The 19,089-nt window shown below is 65.4% G+C and carries 18 protein-coding genes; 6 read left to right on the plus strand and 12 right to left on the minus strand.

Going from position 1 to position 19,089, the window contains the following annotated elements; genetic code table 11:
* Window positions 1-6 precede the first annotated feature (6 nt).
* From ygiD to IN820_RS14490, 5 genes are read right to left on the minus strand one after another with little or no spacing between them, the layout of a single operon-like run.
* On the minus strand, window positions 7-816 hold the full coding sequence (gene ygiD / locus IN820_RS14470) for a 4,5-DOPA-extradiol-dioxygenase (protein WP_235989165.1): 810 nt from the start codon (window positions 814-816) through the stop codon (window positions 7-9).
* Window positions 813-2,723 (minus strand): dipeptide ABC transporter ATP-binding protein, encoded by a 1,911-nt coding sequence (locus IN820_RS14475; RefSeq protein ID WP_193681626.1) that lies wholly within the window; start codon window positions 2,721-2,723, stop codon window positions 813-815. The genes ygiD and IN820_RS14475 overlap by 4 nt, the downstream gene beginning before the upstream one ends.
* Window position 2,724: 1 nt before the next feature.
* Window positions 2,725-3,600 carry an ABC transporter permease gene (locus IN820_RS14480; protein ID WP_193681627.1) on the minus strand — a complete coding sequence of 292 codons (876 nt, stop codon included), beginning with the start codon at window positions 3,598-3,600 and terminating at the stop codon, window positions 2,725-2,727.
* Window positions 3,597-4,664 (minus strand): ABC transporter permease, encoded by a 1,068-nt coding sequence (locus IN820_RS14485; RefSeq protein WP_193681628.1) that lies wholly within the window; start codon window positions 4,662-4,664, stop codon window positions 3,597-3,599. Before IN820_RS14485 ends, IN820_RS14480 begins: the two co-directional genes overlap by 4 nt.
* Window positions 4,665-4,689: 25 nt before the next feature.
* A complete protein-coding gene (locus IN820_RS14490) occupies window positions 4,690-5,910 on the minus strand; it encodes an aromatic ring-hydroxylating oxygenase subunit alpha (RefSeq protein ID WP_193681629.1) in 1,221 nt (406 codons plus the stop codon).
* A 382-nt stretch (window positions 5,911-6,292) separates the two neighbouring features.
* On the opposite strand from IN820_RS14490, the gene IN820_RS14495 reads away from it, so the two are divergent.
* The 3 genes from IN820_RS14495 to IN820_RS14505 all read left to right on the plus strand — a co-directional run bounded on the left by IN820_RS14495 (window position 6,293) and on the right by IN820_RS14505 (window position 8,290).
* Window positions 6,293-6,625: a hypothetical protein gene (locus IN820_RS14495; protein WP_193681630.1), complete on the plus strand. Its 333-nt coding sequence runs from the start codon at window positions 6,293-6,295 to the stop codon at window positions 6,623-6,625.
* A gap of 210 nt (window positions 6,626-6,835) precedes the next feature.
* Window positions 6,836-7,672, plus strand: a complete 837-nt coding sequence (locus IN820_RS14500) for an NYN domain-containing protein (protein WP_193681631.1) — start codon at window positions 6,836-6,838, stop codon at window positions 7,670-7,672.
* A 183-nt stretch (window positions 7,673-7,855) separates the two neighbouring features.
* A complete protein-coding gene (locus IN820_RS14505) occupies window positions 7,856-8,290 on the plus strand; it encodes a hypothetical protein (protein ID WP_193681632.1) in 435 nt (144 codons plus the stop codon).
* On the opposite strand, the gene IN820_RS14510 is transcribed toward IN820_RS14505, so the two are convergent.
* Genes IN820_RS14510 through IN820_RS14535 form a run of 6 tightly spaced genes read right to left on the minus strand, consistent with a single transcriptional unit; the run spans window position 8,268 to window position 14,423 of the window.
* On the minus strand, window positions 8,268-9,194 hold the full coding sequence (locus IN820_RS14510) for an ABC transporter permease (RefSeq protein ID WP_193681633.1): 927 nt from the start codon (window positions 9,192-9,194) through the stop codon (window positions 8,268-8,270). The genes IN820_RS14505 and IN820_RS14510 overlap by 23 nt on opposite strands.
* Window positions 9,194-10,330 (minus strand): ABC transporter permease, encoded by a 1,137-nt coding sequence (locus IN820_RS14515; RefSeq protein ID WP_193681634.1) that lies wholly within the window; start codon window positions 10,328-10,330, stop codon window positions 9,194-9,196. The genes IN820_RS14510 and IN820_RS14515 overlap by 1 nt, the downstream gene beginning before the upstream one ends.
* A gap of 8 nt (window positions 10,331-10,338) precedes the next feature.
* Window positions 10,339-11,883, minus strand: a complete 1,545-nt coding sequence (locus tag IN820_RS14520) for an ABC transporter ATP-binding protein (protein WP_193681635.1) — start codon at window positions 11,881-11,883, stop codon at window positions 10,339-10,341.
* Window positions 11,880-12,986, minus strand: coding sequence for a BMP family ABC transporter substrate-binding protein (locus tag IN820_RS14525; protein ID WP_193681636.1), 1,107 nt, complete (start codon window positions 12,984-12,986; stop codon window positions 11,880-11,882). The genes IN820_RS14520 and IN820_RS14525 overlap by 4 nt, the downstream gene beginning before the upstream one ends.
* Before the next feature lie 43 nt (window positions 12,987-13,029).
* Window positions 13,030-13,416 (minus strand): VOC family protein, encoded by a 387-nt coding sequence (locus IN820_RS14530; RefSeq protein ID WP_193681637.1) that lies wholly within the window; start codon window positions 13,414-13,416, stop codon window positions 13,030-13,032.
* On the minus strand, window positions 13,413-14,423 hold the full coding sequence (locus IN820_RS14535; RefSeq protein WP_193681638.1) for an isopenicillin N synthase family dioxygenase: 1,011 nt from the start codon (window positions 14,421-14,423) through the stop codon (window positions 13,413-13,415). Before IN820_RS14535 ends, IN820_RS14530 begins: the two co-directional genes overlap by 4 nt.
* A gap of 985 nt (window positions 14,424-15,408) precedes the next feature.
* Between IN820_RS14535 and IN820_RS14540 the strand changes: the two genes are divergently transcribed.
* The 3 genes from IN820_RS14540 to IN820_RS14550 all read left to right on the plus strand — a co-directional run bounded on the left by IN820_RS14540 (window position 15,409) and on the right by IN820_RS14550 (window position 18,224).
* Entirely contained in the window at window positions 15,409-15,828 is a 420-nt protein-coding gene (locus IN820_RS14540; RefSeq protein WP_193681639.1) for a DUF2231 domain-containing protein, read from the plus strand.
* Window positions 15,825-17,120 carry a PQQ-dependent sugar dehydrogenase gene (locus tag IN820_RS14545; protein WP_193681640.1) on the plus strand — a complete coding sequence of 432 codons (1,296 nt, stop codon included), beginning with the start codon at window positions 15,825-15,827 and terminating at the stop codon, window positions 17,118-17,120. Before IN820_RS14540 ends, IN820_RS14545 begins: the two co-directional genes overlap by 4 nt.
* A gap of 267 nt (window positions 17,121-17,387) precedes the next feature.
* Window positions 17,388-18,224, plus strand: a complete 837-nt coding sequence (locus IN820_RS14550; protein ID WP_193681641.1) for an AadA family aminoglycoside 3''-O-nucleotidyltransferase — start codon at window positions 17,388-17,390, stop codon at window positions 18,222-18,224.
* 33 nt (window positions 18,225-18,257) lie between these two features.
* Here the strand turns inward: IN820_RS14550 and IN820_RS14555 are convergent.
* Window positions 18,258-19,089: calcium-binding protein (locus IN820_RS14555; protein WP_207793639.1), on the minus strand; the 832-nt coding region annotated here is incomplete at its 5' end.

The following is a 19,089-nucleotide window of genomic DNA, read 5'->3' on the forward strand; positions in this document are numbered from 1 at the left end:
CGCCGCTCAGGGCTCGCGGGATGGCCAGAGAGCGATGCTCATCATGCTCAGCGAACCGAACACGCATTGCGGGGTGACGAACTCCAGGGCGTCGTCTTCGCGATCACGCGAACCGAGCACATAGAGCAACGGCAGGAAGTGGTCCGCCGAGGGGATCGAACGCTGCGCGTCCGCGCCCATCTGGGCGAAGTTGGTCAACGCCCAGTCCTGCCCGGCGGTGACAATCTCCTGTACGCGGGCCTGGAAGCGTTCGGCCCAGTCATACCCGTTCTCGGGCATCCCCCAGTCCAGACGGCCGAGGTTGTGCACCACGTTGCCGGTGCCGACGATCAGCACGCCCTCGTCGCGCAGCGGCTGCAGACGCTGGCCAAGCTCGTAGTGGAACGACGGCGACTGGGTCGCATCCATGCTCAGCTGCACCACCGGCACATCGGCCTGCGGGTACAGGTGCACGAGGATCGACCAGGCCCCATGATCCAGGCCCCATGAATGGTCTTGAGCCACCGACAGTGGCTGCAACAGGCGCGCAATGCGCTGTGCCAGTTCCGGCGAGCCCGGCGCGGGATAGGTCTTGTCGAAGAGGGCCTTGGGAAAGGCACCGAAGTCGTTGATGGTCTCGGGCCGCTGCATGGCGGTCACTGCAACACCGCGCGTCTGCCAGTGTGCCGAAACCACCAGGATCGCCTTGGGCTTGCCGATGCAGTGGCCCAGCGCCGCCCAGCTCTGGGTGAAGACGTTTTGCTCCAGGGCGTTCATCGGCGTGCCGTGGCCGATGAACAGCGCGGGCATGCGGGTGGAGGGCGGGGTCGTACTCATGGGGTCACATCCATTTGAGGAAAAGCCGCAGGAGGCCACTGGGCATCGGGGTCCAGCGACGGCACGGCGGCGATCAGCGCGCGGGTGTAGGGGTGCTGCGGATGGGCGAGTACACGCTCGGTCTCGCCTTGCTCCACCAGTTCGCCCTGGTGCAGCACCAGCACGCGGCTGCACAGGTAGCGCACCACACCGAGGTCGTGGGAAATCAGCAGCAGGGAAATCTTGTGCTGGCGGCGCAGCTCTAGCAGCAGGTTCATCACTTGCGCCTGCACCGAGACGTCGAGGCCGGAGACGATTTCGTCCGCCACCAGGATCTGCGGCGTATCGCAGAGGCTGCGGCCGATGTTCACCCGCTGTCGCTGGCCACCGGACAGTTGCGACGGGTAGCGCTTCAGCGTCGAGGCGGCCAGGCCGACATCGGCCGCCAGCTCCGCGGCGCGGGCCTGGCGTTCCGAATGCAGGCGCGGCTGCGAGAGCATCGACTGGGTCAGCAGGCGGCCGATGCGCCAGCGCGGATTCAAAGCCGCGGTAGCATCCTGGAAAATCATCTGGATTGAAGCGATGCGCCGCGTCCAGTCATCTCTCGAGTCGCCAAGCATTTCTCCGTTGAGCGAAATCACACCGGTACTCTGCCGTTCCAGGCCCATGATCAGCCGTGCCAGGGTCGACTTGCCGCTGCCGCTCTCACCGACGATGCCGATGAATTCGCCAGGGGCAATGCTCAAGTCCAGCGGTTTCAGCGCCGCCACGCCGGGCGCGCGGCGAAAGCCCTGGCGACGCCCTGGCCAGGTCTTGCTCAGCCCCTTGGCTACCAGGCTCTGCTGCGCACTCATGGCGCGCCCGGGCTCGTGAGCCGTCGCCTCGGGCTGCGCCTGGCGCTCGCTGGCGGCGGCCAGGTTCCAGCAACGTACCTGGTGCTGCGGACCGACGCTTTCCAGTGGCGCCACACCGTCGTGGCAGACCTGGGTGGCCTGCTCGCAGCGACCGGCGAAGCGACAGCCCTTGATCTGCGCGAAGCTCTCCACCCCGGGCATCTGCCCGGCCAGCGCGCGTAGCGGCAGCAATGGACCTTCCAGCGCCGGAATCGCCTCGCGCAGCGCCCGGGTGTAGGGATGCAGGGTCCGCCGGAACAGCGACTTGGCCGGTCCGCTCTCCATGATCTGCCCAGCGTAAAGCACCAGCACGTCGTCGCAGGCGTGGGTCGCCAGGCCCATGTCATGGGTGACGAAGAGCACGGCGGTGGCGTACTGCTCCTGCAACTCGCGCAGCAGGCGGACGATGTGCGCCTGACTGCTGACATCCAGCGCGGTGGTCGCCTCGTCGCTGACCACCAACTGCGGCCGCCCGGCGAAGGCCATGGCGATCATCACCCGCTGGCACATGCCGCCGGACAGCTCGAACGGATAATGGCCGAGCAACGTCGCCGGTCGCGGCAGGCACACCTGTTCGAGCAACTCGATGGCGCGCTCGCGACAAGCCGCCGCCGGCGTACCGAGGCGTTGCAGGTGCTCGATCAGCTGGCGGCCGATGGTCAGCACCGGGTTCAGCGCGCCCATCGGTTCCTGGGGAATGAAGGCGATGCGCGAGCCCAGCGATTGCCGGTGCCGTTCGGCGGGCAGGCTCAGCAGGTCCTCGCCGGCGAAGCGCAACTGGCCGCCACCGACCCGGAACCCCGCCGGCAACTGCCGCGCGAGCACCCGGCCGATCATGCTCTTGCCGGCTCCGGACTCGCCGACCAGGCCCAGCGTACGCCCCGCTGCGAGGCGAAAGCTGAGGTCGCTAAGCACGGCGCTGGGGGCCTCGGCGGGGCCGCCGACCACGCTCAGGCCATCGGCTTCGAGCAGCCACTCGGGCTCGGCCAGGAACTGCTCCGCGACAGGGGAAAAGGCTAGGGAAGATAGGTTCATCTCAGGCGGCTCCGGCACGTTCGAGCAGGCGGACGTCCACGGCTTCGCGCAGCCCCTGCCCAAGGAAGGTGGCGGCCAGGACGGTGAGGATCATGCAGAACACGGGCAACAGCAGCGGATAGGGCGAGGAGTACAGGCTGCCCATGCCGTCGGCGATCATCCCACCCCAGGTGGGCACCTGCGGGGCGGCGGACATGCCGGCGAAGGACAGCACGCTCTCGGCGACCACGGCGATGCTGAACTCCATCGCCATCAGCACGATCAGCGTCGGCAGCAGCCCCGGCAGGATGTCCCGCCAGATGATCCCAAGGGCGCCGGCGCCGCCGATTCGCGAAGCGGCGACGTAGGAGCGTCGGCGCAACAGCAGAACTTCTGCACGTAAGACGCGGCAGAAGCGCGCCCAGTCGACGAAGACGATCGCGAGGATCACGTTCTGCACGCCCGGCGACAGCGCGACCATCAGGATCAGCGCCAGCAACACCGCGGGGAACGACAGCCAGAGGTCGACGAAACGTTCGACCAGCCAGTCCAGCCAGCCGCCAAAGTAGCCGCCGAGCAGCGCCAGTAGGCAACCGATCAAGGCCGCGCCGAGCGGCGCGATGGCCATGATGATGACCACCACGCGGGCCCCGTAGAGCAGGCGTGAGAGCACGCACTGGCCAAGCGCATCGGTACCCAGCGGATAGTCCAGGCTGCCGCCAGTGGCCCAGAGCGGCGGCAACAGCACGTTCAGCAGATCCTGCTCGTTGGGATCGTGGGGCGCCAGCCAGGGTGCGGCGAGCGCCAACAGCGTGAGCAGCAGCAGGAAACCGGCACCGAAGAGCAAACCGGGACGCGCCAGGGTGCGCCGCCCCAGCGAAACGGACAGGGCAGTCATGGGGCGATCCGCAGGCGAGGGTTGAGGGTGCGCAGGGTGAAATCGGAGAGCATGTTCACCAGCTGCACGGTGATGGCATAGGTCAGCGCCAGCAGTTGGATGGTCTGCAGGTCGAACGAACCCAGCGCGCGGATCATCAGGGCGCCGATCCCGGGCAGGCCGAAGATGGTCTCGATCAGCAGGGTGCCGCCGATCACCACGCTGGCCTGCACGCCGATCAGGCTGATGGTCGGCAGCGCCGCATTACGCAGGGCGTGGCGTACCAGCAGGGTGTTTTCGTCGAGCCCGCGCAGGCGGGCGGCCTGCAGGTAATCCTCCTGGTAGACCTCGATCAGGCTCGAATGCAGCACCCGCGCAATCGGTGTGGCGATGCACAACCCCAGGGTCAGCGACGGCAGGAAGAGGTGCGCCAGGGCACTGCCGAACGCCACCAGGTCGCCCTGCAACAGGCAATCCAGCAAGAGGAATCCGGTGATATTCGGCACCTGCAGGCCGGGGTCGATGGGACCTATGAACGGCAGCCATTGCAGGCCGACGCCGAGGGTGACGATCAGCGCGATGGCCCAGAGATAGTCCGGTATCGCCATCATCACGCCGTTGATCGACATGATCGCCGGCTCCAGCACGCTGCCCCGGGCGCGGAAGGCCAGCATCCCGCTACCCAGCCCCATCGCCAGCCCGGAGAGCAAGCCGAAGAAGAGGATCTGCAAGGTCATCGGCAGGGCCTGCAGGACCATCGGCAACACCGGCTGGCCTGTCTGGATGGAGATGCCGAAGTCCCCCGACAGCGCCCCGCGCAACCACATCAGGTACTGCACCAGTACCGGGCGATCCAGCCCCAGCTGATGGCTCAGCTCGGCGATTTCCTGCGCCGAGGCGTTCGGCGGCATCAGCATGTTGACCGGATCGATCGGCACGCCGCGAAGGATCAGGAAGGTGACCAGAGTGATCACCAGCAGCATCGGTATCCGCCACAGGGCCTGACGCAGGGCCAGCCAACTCAGGCTGGCTGCACGGATCAGCGCCCCACTGGCGATGGCCAGGGGTTGCACAGTAGCGCTCATGGAAACGTCCTCGGAGCAGGAAAGGTCATAGCGCAGCGGCAGGCAGTTGCTGTAGCGGAATCAACTCTGCCGGCCGTATGCGCTCCCAAGTCTGCTGGTAGCGCGGCACCACCCATTTGTTGAAGTCGCTTTGCGCCTGTTCCTGCCAGGAGTAGCGGCCGCGTACCGCGTACCGCGAACGCAGGCCCTGCTGCACCAACTCGTCCACATGCAAATCCTGGGCGATGATCTCGGCCGCCGAGTTGTTAATCATCTCCATCAGGTGCGGGAAGGCCGGCGAGTCGATCGCTCCAGGCGCACAGAGCACGCCGGTGTCGTTGAAATGCGCTTCGGGACCGTCGGCGCGCAGGATCAGGTACATCACCAGGTCGCTGGTCAGCACCAGCGAGAGGGTCGGCGGCAGGTTGACGAAGAGGAAGCGCCCGCGCTCCTCCTCGCTGAGCTGCGGGAACACCGGCAACACCGCGCGCTGGGTCGGGTTGAAGCTGGCGTCGGGATGCAGGGTGCCGTTGGTGCGGTAGTAGCCCGCAGTATCTTCCGGCAGGTCTTTCGGGAAACGTGCCAGCGCGCTGGGTGCAAAATCGTGCAGCGGACCGTGGTGCAGACGGTTGGCGTGATAACCGTCGTTGTTGTTCTCCATCATCACCTTCCAGTTCCACGGATAACGCGGACCCGGCTCGGGACGCGGCCCCTGGGCGTTGGTCAGGTCGTAATTCGTCAGCACTTCGTCGACCTTCGTCAGGCGCGGCCCCAGCGGTGCTGCGGCTGGGTCGAAGTTGACGAAGATGAAGCCCTGCCAAAGCTCCACCTGCAGCGTCGGCAGGCAGAAGTCCTTGCGCTGGAAATTCTCGGTACGCTGCATCTCGGGGGCGCCGATCAGCTCGCCATTCAGATCGTAGGCCCAGTGGTGATAGGGGCAGAGGAAGGCTTTGGTGTTGCCATGCCCTTCCGCCACCAGCATCGCGCGGTGCTGGCAGACCGCGGACATCGCCTTGATCTGCCCTTCGCGATTGCGCGCGATCAGCAGCGGCTCGCCGATGACGGTAGTGGTGAAGTAGTCGCCGGCGTTGGGTAGCCAATCCACACGGCCCACGCAGAGCCACTCGTGGTTGAAGAGTGCTTCCTTCTCGAATTCATAGAACTCGGCGCTGGTGTAGCACAGCGGGGGCAGCGTGTCGGACTGGCTTACGTCACCTGCGGAAGAGGACAGGCTGTCGAAGAAGGCATCGGACTTGAATGGGGACATCGGGCTTCTCGCGCTCATCGAGTAGGAGGGTTGGAACGAGTCTATCCAGCCCCCGCTGCCCAGACTTGAACCCCCGCGCACGCACTCTGGGTTATCTGCGCACGCCCTTCGCCCCCATGCCCAGAGTGGATTGATGTGAAAAACGGTACCACTGAGTTGCGCTAATACGCCGCTAACAAAAAGGAGCCTCCTTGTACAATCAGCTTTTTATTCGAGGTCTCCGTTTTGCGCAGCGCACACTACCCGCTCGCCCGTCCCGTGAAGTCCAGCGTCTGTAAAGTGCTGCTGTGTGTTTGGCTTTTCTGATGTTATGGCTGGATATCGCAGTATTCGATGACCATGTCGGTGAGATGTCCTTTACCGAATCACCCAGGAAGTCGAATTGCTGCTGTGTGCGCTACTGTTCGCCTTGGCGCCCGCCGAGCAACCTCTGGACGGTTTCAATTGTCTGGGCGCCGGCTTCTTTGCGATCCTGCTGATGCGAGAACTGGATGGGCTGTTCGACCCCCTTGCACATGACGCCTGGCTCTATCCGTTTCTGACGATCGCATTCGTTACGGTGGACAACGCTTGCAGACCATCGCGCCGTGCTCGCATCCTAGACTCGCTGGTCCGCTGCGCGGCCACGCCGGCATTCGCCAGCCTGGCCAGCGGCTTTGCCCTACTGGTGTTTCTCGCCTGTTCGGCATGGGCGCTTTTTGGCACCAGGTGTTAGGCGAGTTTTATGTACGTGCAGCCAAGAATGCGCCGAGGAATCGAACTGCTCGCTTATAGCTTGTGGCAAGCGGCAAGCGGCAAGCGGCAAGCGGCGAATACTTCCTCAATTGCCGGAAAATGACGCTACCCAGCGGGCAGTCCAGCGCCTAAGGCGAGCAGGCCCGGGCGGCGCTAGTATGGTCGCAGCCACCGCCACCCGGGATGAATCATGGCCAGCAAGCAAACCACCCATCCAACGCAGCAAAAGCACCTCGCGGTGCTGATCGACGCCGACAACGCCCCGGCCGCCATCGTCGAAGGGCTGTTCGAGGAAATCGCCAAGTACGGCGTCGCCAGCGTCAAGCGTATCTACGGCGACTGGACCAAACCCAACCTGGGCAGCTGGAAGAAGGTGCTGCTGGATTATTCCATCCAGCCGATCCAGCAGTTCGCCTACACCTCCGGCAAGAACGCCACCGACAGCTCGCTGATCATCGACGCCATGGACCTGCTCTACACCCGGCGTTTCGACGGCTTCTGCCTGGTCTCCAGCGACAGCGACTTCACCCGCCTGGCCGCGCGCATCCGCGAGGAAGGCCTGACCGTCTACGGCTTCGGCGAACAGAAGACGCCCTCGCCGTTCGTCTCCGCCTGCGACAAGTTCATCTACACCGAGATTCTGCGCGCCGACGCGCCCAAATCCCCGGCGGAGCCATCGTCCCCCGAGAAGCTGGCTGCCGCGGCGGCCCAGGCCGGCGAGACGAACGACAAGGCGACCAGGAGCAGCGACAAGGCCGCCCCGATCAAGAGCCAGCAGGTACCGGTGGACTTCATCGCCAAGGTGCTCGACGACCTCTCCGAGGAAGACGACTGGATCCAGCTCGGCACCCTCGGGCAGAACATCAGCAAGCTGCGCCCCGCCTTCGATCCGCGACTGTACGGCTGCAAGAAACTCAGCGACCTGATCGCCGCCCAGCCCAAGCGCTTCGAACTGGAGTCACGCGGCAGCAGCGCGACCGGCGGCAAGGACCTGTATGTGAGGATCAAGAAGGCCGGCAAGGGCTGAATCGGCATCGAGCTGCGCCCACGAAAAGCACGGCGCTGCCGGGCCGGCAGGTTCGCCGATGGGGACAAGAGCTCCGAGATGCAGCACCGACCGCGCTTCGCCATCCACAACCATTCCTTCGCCGCGACATCGAACCGTCCACCCTAGCCCACTTCTAAAGGAGACCGATCCATGGAGATTCCCATGACCAAGCAACTACTCGGCGCCTGCGGCCTGGCGTTCTGCGCATCCGTCGCCCTGGCGCAAACGCCCAAGCCGGAAATCATCACCCACCTGAACGGCCTGGATATCGAAGTCAGCCCCATGGGCGTGCCTACCCGGGCGCCGGGTGTGGGCGGAGAGCTGCTCGGCGTACGTGCGGTGAAGGTATTCAACCGCACCGGCCAACAGGTGTCCTGCGAATTCCAGGTGCCGGCCGAGGCCCGCTCGGACACCTCGGCCTCCCCGGTATTCAGCGTGGCACCCAATTCCCAGGCGACCGAGCGGGTACCGGGCGACTACTCGCCGGATCAGCCCTATGCCGAAATCACCTGCCGCCCGGCCGACCGTAGTTCAGTCGAAGCGCCTGTCGAACCCGAGGCCGAGGCCAAGCCTGCTAGCGACGCTCTTCCCGAATGAACGGCACCCCCAGCGCGCCCGGCTGGTTGCCGGTGATGTTCCTGCCACTGGCGACCCAGATCATCACCGCCAGGGTCACGGCATAAGGCGTCATCAGCACGAAATACTGCGGCAGGCGCACACCGGCGGCGGCCAGTTGCGGGATCAGCGCCTCGATGCAGCCGAACAGCAACGCGCCGGCCAGCGCCTTCCACGGCGACCAGCGGGCGAAGATCACCAGCGCCACGGCGATCCAGCCGCGCCCGCCGGTCATGTCGGCGATCCACAGCTTGGTGCTGAGCAGCGAGATATAGCCGCCGGCCAGGCCGATCAGGGCGGAGCCGGCGAGGATCGCCGCCAGCCGATAGCCGAGCACGGAAATCCCCGCCGCGTCCGCCGCCTGCGGGTTCTCGCCTACCGCGCGCAGGCGCAGGCCGGTGCTGCTGCGGGTGAGCAGCCAGACCACGGCGAGAAAGATCAGCGGGGTGAGGAACACCAGCGGGTTCTGCACGAACACCTTGCCGAGCAGCGGCAGCTCCGACAGCGGCCACAGTTCGACGGCGCCCAGGCCCTTGACCGGCTTGTTGGTCCAGTCCAGCAGCGTGCCGAGCAGGCCGGTCAGCCCCTGGCAGAAGAACACCAGCGCCAACCCTGCGATCACCTGGTTGATGCGCAGCACCAACACCATCAGCGCGAACAGCAGCGAGACCAGCGCTGCCGCGCCCATCGCCAGCAGCAGCGAAATGCCGTGCATGCCATAGGCCAGTTGCGCGCCGATGCCGGCCAGCGCGCCGACCAGCATCAGCCCCTCGGCGCCGAGGGCCAGCACGCCGGCGCGTTCGGTGAGGATCAGCCCCAGCGCCGCCAGGGCGAAGGGCACGGCGAAGTCCGGGGTATTGCCGAGCCAGTTGGCGATCATGTCCATCAGCTTTCGCCTCCCTGAACGCGGCGGATACGGTGGCGGATGAAGAAATCCGACGAGGCGACGCAGATCACCAGGATCGCCTGGATCAGCTGCACCATGGAAAAGGGGATCTGGTAGAACACCTGCAGGCTGCGCCCGGCGACGAACAGCGTCGCCATCAGCAGCGCCACCACCAGCGCGGCGACCGGGTTGTTGCGCGCCAGGAAGGCGATGAGGATGCCGGAGAAGCCGTAGCCCTGGTAGAACGACTGGGTCAGTCGGCCCTCCTGCCCGGCGGTCACCAGAAACCCGGCGATACCGGCCATGGCGCCGGAAATCAGCACCGTGCCGACGATCATCTTCTGCACCGGCACGCCCACGGCACCGGCCACCCGCGGGTTGGCATCGACGAAGCGCAGGTACAGCCCGGCGCGGGAAATGCCGAGGAACCACAGCGCCAGCAGCGCGACGACCAGCGCCAGCGGCACCGCTGCGCTGATGCCGTCGAACAGCTCGGGCAGGCGTTCGAACGGCTGGAACTGCGGCGAGTAAGGGAACGAACTTTTCGGGTCCTTCCAACTGCCGTAGAGCAGGTGCAGCAGGAAGTTGATCGCCAGGTAGTTGAGCATCAGCGTCGAGATGATCTCGTTGACCTTCAGCCGCAGCTTGAGCAACACCGGCGCCAGTGCCCAGGCCAGGCCGCAAAGGACCGCCGCGGCCAGCATCAGCGGCAGGCGCAGCGCCTGCGGGCCGATATCGAACAGCGAAATCGCCGTGGCGCCGATGGCGCCCCAGATCATCTGGCCTTCGAGCCCCAGGTTCCAGAACTTGGCGCGAAACGCCATGCAGCCGGCCAGGCCGACCAGGATCATCGGCGCGGCCTGGAACAGCACGGCTTTCAGGCTCTGGGCGTCGAACACCGTGAGGATGACGAATTCGTTGAGCAACTCGCCGGCCGGCACGCCCGCAGCCATCAGGATCGCGGCGGAAATGCCAAGGCCCAGCACGAGCGCGGCAGCGATGATCAGTGCCTGCCAGTGCCAGGCCAGTTGTTGGCGGATTTCCAGCGTGTAGCGCCGCGCCAGCAGTGGCGATCTGGGCGGCCGCGCGGGCGGCCTGGCCTGTTCGACGATCAAGGGACGTACCTGTTCATTCATGGCTCATCTCATTCATGGCTCGCGCCTGCATTGCCGACCATGGCCTTGCCGATGGCCTGCCGGTCGGCGGGGCGGTCGAATTCGGCGACGATGCGCCCGGCATGCATCACACCGATGCGGTCGGCCAGGGCCAGCACTTCGTCGAGGTCTTCACTGATCACCAGCACCGCCGCGCCGCCGTCGCGGGCGGCACGCAGGCGCCCATGCACCGCCGCGCTGGCGCGCACGTCCAGCCCACGGCTGGGGCTGTGCACCAGCACCAGCTGCGGGTCGCGGGAGAACTCGCGGGCGATCACCAGCTTCTGCGCGTTGCCGCCGGAAAGCAGCGCGGCCTTCTGTTTCAGCGAGCGCACGCCCTGCACGTCGAAGCCGGCCACGGCCTTGGCGGCCTCGGCCTCCAGCCGCTTGCGCCGCAGCCTGAAGAAGGAGCCGTAGCGGCCGCTGTGGATCTGTCCGACGCCGAAGTTCTCCGCCACCGAAAGCTCCCCGGCCAGCGCCGTGCCATAGCGGTCGGCCGGGATCGCGGCGATGCGCAGCTCGCGGCGCTGCTCACTGCCGGCGCGGCGCAGATCGCCGAAGCCGGCCAGCTCCAGCGTGCCTTCGCAGGGTTCCGGCAGGCCCATCAATACATTGGCCAGTTCACTCTGGCCATTGCCGCCAACACCGGCGATGCCGTAGATCTCGCCGGCGCGCAGGTCCAGCGACACGCCGTTGAGCGCGCCATGCCCGCCCGCGCCTGTCGAACGCAGATCGCGCACCTGCAGCCGCACCTCGCCCGGGGCCGCCGGCTGGTACTCGCTGGACGGGGCGGACTCGCCCACGGTCAGGCGCACCAGCTCGGGCACCGAGACCGCCTGCGGATCGAGCGTCTGGATCGTCCGCCCGCCGCGCATCACCGTGACGCGGTCGGCGAAGCGCTTGACGTCGCTCATCTTGTGCGTGACCAGGATCACCGCCGCCCCCTGGCGGGCGAAGGCGCGTACCGTCTCCAGCAGGCGCTCGGCTTCCTGATCGGTGAGTACCGCGGTGGGCTCGTCGAGAATCAGGATGCGCGCGCCGGCCAGCAACACCTTGAGGATTTCAACCCGCTGCTGTTCGGCCACCGAAAGGGTTTCGGTGATTTGCGCAGGATCGATGGCGAAGCCCAGCTCCGTGGCCTTCTCGCGGATGCGCTGCTCCAGTTCGCGCAGGCGCTGACGATGGCTGCCGCGCACGGCGTTACCGGGCTGCTCGGGCAGCGCCAGCAGGATGTTCTCGGCCACGCTGAAGGGTTTCACCAGCTTGAAATGCTGGTGAACCATGCCGATGCGGTAGCGGCTCGCATCGCGCGGACCATTGAGCCGTACCGGGTTGTCGTCGATGAACAGCGATCCGCTTTCCGGGGCGTAGAGGCCGGCGGCGATGTTCATCAGCGAGGACTTGCCCGCGCCGTTCTCGCCGAGCAGCGCATGCACCTCGCCCCACTTGGCGGTGAAATCCGCCTGGGACAGGGCCATGAAGCCGTCGAACGACTTGCTCACCCCGGTCAGCTGGATCGCGTTCAGGCTGCTCATTGCTGGGTGATCACTCCCTTGACGAACCAGTCCATCTGCCACAACGCCGGGTCGGCCATGACCTCGCCGGCAGCGATGCGCTCGGTGCCGTCGCGGTCGAGCATCGGGCCGGCATAGATCTGCTTCTCGCCTTTGAGCAGTTCCTCGCGGGCGGCCATGATCTTGGCCTTGTGCTCCTCGGAAACCGCCGGGCCGCAACAGGCCGCGTCGGTGCCGCCCTCGGCCATGGACAGCAGGGCGCCGTTTTCCGGTGGCGTCCAGTTGCCGGCGCTGATCTTCTTCAGCTCCGGGGCGAGAAACTTGTCCCAGACCCAGACCGAGGAACACACCGTGGCCTCCGGGGCGAACTCGCGCATGTCGCGGTGGTGGCCGGTGCCGTGCACGCCGCGCTCCTGGGCGACGATCTGCGGCGTCGGGCTGTCGACGTGCTGGCCGAGCACGTCGGCGCCAGCATCGATCAGCGCCATGGCCGCGGCGCGCTCCTTGACCGGATCGTTCCAGGCGCCGGTATAGACCACGGTGACGGTGGCGTCCGGGTTGATTGCCTGGGCGCCGAGGGCGAAGGCGTTGACCGTCCAGTTCACCTGGCCGAAGGGGTTGGCCGCGACGAACCCGAGCTTGCCGGTCTTCGACGCCGCGCCGGCGGCCATGCCGCACAGGTACTGGCTTTCGTAGGTGCGCCCGTAGAAGGATTCGAGGTTGGCGCCGTTGGTGGTGCCCGAGCCGTTGAGGAAGGCCACGTCCGGGTATTTGTCGGCCAGCTCCTTGAAGGTGTCCGAGTAGCCGAAGGCGGTGCCGATGATGACGTTGGCACCGCGCTGGATCAGCCGGTCCACCGCCGGGCGGATCGAGGAGGCGTTTTCCGGCACGCTCTCGACGTACTGGATCTTGGTATCCAGCTCGGTTTCGAGCTTCTGCCGAGCCTCGTCGAAGGCCTGGGTCCAGCCGCCGTCGTTGCGCGGGCTGATGTAGAGCATGGCGATCTTCGCCGGCTTGTCGAGGGTCAGGCCCTCCCCTTCCTGCGCCGAGGCGACGCCCGCGGCGGCCGCAAGGCCGAGAGCAACCGCCGCACACAAGGTCCGTTTCATGAACGTATTCAGCATTTTGATTTTTTCCTGATTGTTGGCTATCGGATGGCAGTGCAGGTCAAAGCATGTGGTTGATGCGAAACACGTTGTTTTCCGGGTCCAGCAGAACCGCCTGGTACCAGTGGTAATAGGTTTCGTAGGGCGCCTTGACCAGCGTGGCGCCCAGCTCGAGGGCCATGGGCACCAGGCGGTCGACCTCCTCCTTCGCCTCGACGTCGATGTTGAGCAGGAACTTGCAGCCGCGGGTGTCGGCAAACTCCGCCAGGTGCAGCAGTTCGTAGGCTTCCGGCGCGTTGAAGCCGATGCAGGACTTGCCGGTGTCCAGCCCGCGGAAGATCGGCGAGGCGATCTCGGGAATGTCGCGAAAGCCGAACAGTTCGCGGTAGAAGCCGGAGAGCGCCTCGATGTCGCGGGCGAAGACGTTGACGTAGGACAGCGTGTTCATGCGACCTCCAGGCCTTTGCCGAAGGTGGTCTGCTTGACGAACTTGGAAAGCAGGTTGTCGCCCGAGGTTACCGGCGCATGGCGCGGCGGATTGAGGTCGCTGCAGCAGCCGGGCAGGCACTCGATGACAGCGTCGTAGTTGGGCTGGTGGAAGAACACCAGCGACTGCCGGCCGTTGTCGGCCGGGCTGTCCTGCGGCGGATTGACCACTCGATGCAGGGTGGAAATCCACTGATCGTTGGTCCACTGCATCATCAGGTCGCCAATGTTCACCGCGAAGCCGTTCTCGACATAGGGCACGTCGACCCATTCGCCCTGGCGATTGCGTGCCTGCAGGCCACCCAGCGCATTGTCCGGTTTGACGATGGTCAGGCTGCCGTAGTCGGTATGCGCACTGGCGCGCATCTGCCCCGGTTCGACCGCCCCTTTCACGTCCGGATAGCTCAGGCTGCGGAACATGCTGATGTGCTTGTCGATCTTGTCGTCGAAGAAGGTTTCCGGCAGCTCCAGCGCCAGGGCGAAGATGCGCATCAGCGACTGCGACAGCTCGCTCATGGCGGCGAAATACTCGCGGTATGCCTCTTCGAAACCTTCGATGCCCGTCGGCCACACGTTCGGCGCGAAATGCGGGCCGGCTGCGGCGCAGTGGTAGTAGTGCTCATCCGGCACGTCGCTGGGCCCGATGGAAAAGGATTCCTTCAGATCGCCCGGCGCTGCCTCCTCCATGGAGTACGACAGGCTCTCCTCGGCGACCGCACTGTAACCGCGCACCATTTCCGGGCTGGGCCGGTCGACCTTGCGCTTTTCCGGCAATGGCAAGGCGAAGAACTCGCGGGTGAGCCGCGAGACGCGCTCGATCAGTTCGCGTGGAATCTGGTGGTTGGCGATGACCAGGAAACCGATATCGCGACAGGCCTGGTCGACGGCCCTGGCGACCTGGGCCTTGCCCTCCGGCGTGCCGGCGAAATAGGGCGCCAGGTCGATGATGGGAACGTATTGCAGAGTCATGGTGACGCACTCCTCTGACGCAAGGCTGATATCCGAGCGCGTCGCCAATGGCGCAGGCGCTTCTCTGTATGCAGGCCGCGGCGGGCCGGTCGTCCCCCTTGCACGCCGGGGTCGACAGCCGAGGAGCGAGCAGAAAGCGTGCCACTAATCCGATTCGCTTGCGGATCAGTCACTTAGCCTTTTGGTGGGAAAAATCTGGATCAAATGGTCCGGATCGGAGCACTTGGTTTGTGCGTCGAGCACGAAAAGCGGGCGTCGGGTGGATGCCGTGCCATGAATCCCGGCTTCCGTAGGAGCCAGCTTGCTGGCGATCAGCACTTCACGGCAGTGCCGGGACGCGGCTGGCACTTTCCAAAAGGCTATGTCCCAATTGCGTGTTGCTCGAAGTGCCGAGGTGTTCTGAAAGTCCGTAGGGAGCGGGCCATGCCCGCGAAGCTTTTGTGCGTGGGAATATTCGCGGGCATGGCCCGCTCCCACAGGGGTACATCTATCCGCAACAGCCAACTCCGACATAGCCTTTTCCAAAAGGCTATGTCCACTTGCATGTTGCATGGCGTAGGTTGGGTTGAGGAGCGCAGCGACAAAGCCCAACACGTTCACGCCGATCCCTGTTGGGCTTCGCTGCGCTCAGCGCCAACCTACCTACGTGCACCCGACCGAACATCGAGCTGTTGCAAGAGATCCGAGCCAGACACTTCCAGCATGCCCCGGCAACGCGTAACGGGGACATAGCCTTCCCCAAGCCCCCTCTGCCGCACCCCCTCGAAGGAAGCCAAAAGCCTTGTCTGGCTGGCCCTAGAACCCGTTCATGATTCGCTGCGCGTCGGCCGGGCATACGGCGGCGACACGCCTGGATGGCAGATCGCAGTGAACTCTGCGCCAGCGGCACGATCCCCTCTTAACGCACAATCAAAGCGAGCCTGGCGGGGCCGGCGCATCCGCACCGCGTACCAGGCCAGGGTCGCCCAGCGATGAGGAGTCCGCCGTGACCGCAACCACCTACCGCAGCACGCCGAACCCGCTGCACGCGACGCTGCTTGCCGGGACCGTCCCCCTGTTTCTCGGCGCGTTGCTGAGCGATATCGCCTACTTTCGCAGTTACCAGATCCAGTGGAGCAACTTCGCTTCCTGGCTGATCGCCGGGGGGCTGGTCTTCTGTGGCCTGGCGCTGCTGTTCGCGCTGGCCAACCTGATCCGCGCCGAGCAGAAGACGGGGCGGCCACTGGTTTACTTCCTGCTGCTGCTGGCGACCTGGATACTGGGCTTCATCAACGCCTTCGAGCACGCCAAGGACGCCTGGGCCAGCATGCCGGCCGGCCTGGTGCTGTCGGTGATCGTCACCCTGCTGGCCTGCGTGGCGACCTGGATCGGGCTGACCAACCTGCGCGCGGGAGGTGCGGCATGAAGCATTCGAGCGCACTGAGCATCCTGACGCTGGCGCTGTTGCTGGGCGCCTGCGGTGGCGGGGAGCAGGACACCGCCCAACAGTACGGTCCCGACCCCAGGCTCTCCGAGCCCGAGCGGGGGCTGCTGCCCAGCATGACGATCGCCGAGCCGGTGCCCTGGGGTGATCAGCTACCGACCGTGCCGCAGGGCTACAGCGTCACCGCGATCGCCACCGATCTGAAGATCCCGCGCCAGACCCTGGTGCTGCCCAATGGCGACATCCTCGTGGCCGAAGGCCGCGGCGGCAATGCCGCGCAGCTCAAGCCGAAGGATGTGATCGCCAGCAAGATCAAGGCGCGCGGCAACACCTCGGTGGAAAGTGGCAATCGCCTGACCCTGCTGCGCGATGCCGATGGCGACGGCACCTACGAGGTCCAGACCGTATTCGCCGACGACCTCAACGCGCCGTACGGGCTGGCCTTCTTCGAGGGCAAGCTGTACGTGGCCAACCAGGATGCGCTGGTGCGCTTCGATTACCAGGAGGGCCAGACCGAGGCCAGCGGCCCGCCGACCAAGGTCACCGACCTGCCCTCGGCGATCAACCACCACTGGACCAAGGCACTGGCCATCAGCCCCGACGGACGCTTCCTCTACGTCGGCATCGGCTCCAACAGCAATATCACCGAGCGTGGGATGGAGGCCGAAGTCGACCGCGCCCTGGTCTGGCAGATCGACGCCGAGACCGGCGCCTACAAGCCGTATGCGACCGGCCTGCGCAATCCCACCGCATTGGCGATACAGCCCGGCTCCGGGCAGTTGTGGGCGGTGGTGAACGAGCGGGACGAGCTGGGCGAGGATCTGGCTCCGGATTACCTGACCGCGGTACGTGAAGGCGGCTTCTACGGCTGGCCCTACAGCTATTGGGGCAAGAACGTCGATCCGCGGGTGCGGCCGCAGGACCCGGACAAGGTCGCCGCGGCGATCACGCCGGACTATGCCCTGGGCTCCCACGTCGCCGCCCTCGGCCTGGACTTCTCCACCACGGCGATGGGCGAACAGTTCGCCGATGGCGTGTTCATCGGCGAGCACGGCAGCTGGAACCGCAAGGAACCGGTGGGCTACAAGGTGATCTTCGTACCCTTCAGCAATGGACGTCCCTCTGGAGAGCCGATCGAATTCGTCACGGGCTTTCGCACCTCCGACGACAAGACCCGCGGCCGCCCGGTCGGCGTGACCGTCGACCCAAGTGGCGCGCTGATCGTCGCCGACGACCTGGCAAATACCGTGTGGCGGGTGACGCGCACGCAATGAATGAAGCCGGAAGCCGGAAGCCGGAAGCCGGAAGCCGGAAGCCGGAAGCCGATCAAGCATCGTCCCGAGATCGGGCAGTCCACAAGGATGTGGTAAATCTCGCATAGCCATCAGGAGCGGGAGCGGCCTTCCACAAAAGCAAGACCAGCCCGCATCGAACCAGTGGGAGGCGCGCCCTCGCGGCGATGCAGGCCGAAGGCCTGTCAAAAGCTCGAAGTCCCAGAGAGGGCAGATATCGCTTAACTGAACGGTTAAAGTCAGCCCGTAATGAACCTATCAGCCCCAATCGAAATCACCGAACAACTGTCCAGCGCCTGCGCCATACTCGAACGCCACCTGGGCGGAATGCTGCTGGCCATCCACCTGTTCGGCTCGGCGCTCGACGGCGGGCTCAGGCCGCACAGCGACATCGACCTGCTGGTAACCCTGAGCGCACCCTTGCCCGCCCCGCTGCGGCGCGCGCTGATGCGGGACCTGCTGTCGGTGTCGGCATGGCCCGGCAGCGATCCATCGCGGCGCGCGCTGGAAATCACGCTGCTGGTCCGCGAGCATCTGGTGCCCTGGTGCTACCCACCGCAACGCGAACTGCAGTTCGGCGAATGGCTGCGAGAAGAACTGCAGGCCGGCGTCATCCCGCCCGCCACCCCTGACCCGGATATCGCGATCCTGTTGACCCAAGCCAGCCAGCACAGCCTGTGCCTGGCGGGACCGCCGGTCTCCGAGCTGTTCGAGCCGGTCCCGCGGAAAGACTTCTTCAGGGCGCTTGCGGATACCGTCGCCCAGTGGAACGAGGCGTCGGACTGGCAGGGAGACGAGCGCAACGTGGTGCTGGCGCTGGCGCGCATCTGGTACAGCGCCGCCACGGGCGCCATCGCGCCCAAGGACGTCGCCGCCAGCTGGGCCCTCGAACGCCTGCCGCCGCAGCACCGGCCCGTCCTGGCCAGCGCGCGAGACGCCTATCTCGGAAGCGCCAATGACGACCTGGCCGAGCGCGCCGAGCAGGTGGCTGCGTTCGTGGGCCATGCCAAAGTCGTGATCGAAAATCTTCTTCCAGTCCAGCCGAACGATAGGGCCAGCCCAGCGCAGTCTATGCACAACAGGTAAAAGAAAAAGGGCCGAATTAACGGCCCATTTTCTTCATTGCCAGTTGGCAGCGATCAATAAATCCAACTGCTCCCGTTGAGGAGACACCATGTTCCCTTCTCCACCTGCGGGAGCGCCAAAAGCGGCCATGGCATTTACCAGTTGATTGACTTGATTGCAACTGAGCGCACGTCCGTCCTCAAGCTGGAATTGCTCTACCTGGTTAGCGGTGCCGTTGTACCAGTTCTTGACGACAACACGATCATCAGTACCCAGCAACTGGAGTTGCAGGTCGTTGCCGGCTCGCTCCAGCCAGATTTGCTCAGCTTCGATCCCTTCGCCAAAACGCAGGACATCGGTGGCTCCGCTATAAGTCGAGGTTTCCACAATCGTGTCGACGCCATCCCCCAGATTGAACAGGTAGGTATCGCTGTAATAGCTGCCGTAAAGGGTATCGTCACCGGCACCACCGACGAACAGATTGTCACGGGCACCGCTGCTGACCTTCAGGACATCGTTACCGGCACCACCGTAGAGGCGGTTGCTGCCGGTACCGCCGTCGAGGGTGTCGTTGCCATCAGCACCATGCATCTCGTCGATACCGGAGTAGCCGATCATTACGTCATCGCCTGCGGTTCCGAGCTGTACGAGCCCACCTTGAGTGATCTGTTCCCAGGTAAGAGAAGAGCCATCGGCGAACTCCAGGCGCTCGATCAAGACCGCGCTGTTGACACCGGCAGTGGAACTGGTACCGCTGAAAACGCCTTTGACGACAACCTTGTCGGCACCGTTGGCATGAGCGAAGACCAGGTCGCTGCCGACACGCTGCGCCTGGATATCCTCGGGCTTGATACCTTCGCCGAAGCGCAGCACGTCGGTGGCTCCG

Source organism: Pseudomonas lopnurensis (assembly GCF_015070855.1).
GTDB lineage: Bacteria > Pseudomonadota > Gammaproteobacteria > Pseudomonadales > Pseudomonadaceae > Stutzerimonas > Stutzerimonas lopnurensis.